The organism is Paenibacillus sp. Y280, from assembly GCF_056786335.1.
On sequence record NZ_JBXCIW010000062.1, the window covers coordinates 1 to 930 of the forward strand.

General features: G+C 45.5%; 1 protein-coding gene. It reads left to right on the forward strand.

Going from position 1 to position 930, the window contains the following annotated elements; all coding sequences use genetic code 11:
• Positions 1–858: IS1380 family transposase (locus AC1TPC_RS26830; RefSeq protein ID WP_482069773.1), on the forward strand; the 858-nt coding region annotated here is incomplete at its 5' end.
• Between the last annotated feature and the right edge of the window lie 72 nt (positions 859–930).

Consider the following 930-nt stretch of genomic DNA (forward strand, 5'->3'; position numbering starts at 1 on the left):
GCCGTTGGCGTAAATAGCTATAAACCCGGACGCAAAAGCTACCATCCTATTTTGGTATACGAAGGGAAGTCCAGGTTTCTGTTGAACGCTGAATTACGACCCGGCAACGTGCATAGCTCCACGGACGTACTTGCTTTTGCTGAGAAAACGCTATCGCTTCTGTCTGCTCGTCCAGTTGATTATGTTCGCTTTGACAAAGGCTTTGGCGGCGAAGCGTTTTATAGTTTTTGGGAATCCAGAAAAATCGGCTATGTCGGTAAGATCAAATGGACAAATCGCTTGCAAGAACAAGTTCAAGCTTGCCCGCTCTGGACACGTTTTGTTGATGATGACTGGATCATTGAAGGTCTAGTGTTGTGCTATAAAGCCACTTCTTGGGACACCACAAGAAGGGTCGCTGTTATTCGAAAAGTGCAACGATTTGAAACGGAACAAATGATGTTTGAACAAGATGGATTTCTCGATTTACTCTGGCAATACGAGGCTATGGTAACCAGCGAGCCATGGGAAGCCATCGATGTATGGCGCTTTTACAACCAGCGCTGTTGCATGGAAAACTACATCAAAGAAGCCAAGCGCGGTTTCTCGATCCACCGTATTCCAACGGACGATTTCGCTGCGAATGAAATGGATTTGCTCGTCAAACTGTTCGCTTACAATTTGTTCGAACGTTTCAAGCAAGATTGTTGTGAACCGGTTCATCGTACCTTTACCATTCAGCGCTTCCGGCGAGAATTTTTTGAATGCGTAGGTGTACTGGTGTGCCATGGTCGACAAGTCACATTAAAAATGGCTGAGCAGTTCACAAACCGTTACATCTGGCTCCGAATCGAGCGGAAAGTCATATTACTTGAATGACAGAAATAACCCAATATAATACTTGGAAATGACGTTGCCCCTTCGTATGGGGAGGGGGATGGTGTATGCTAA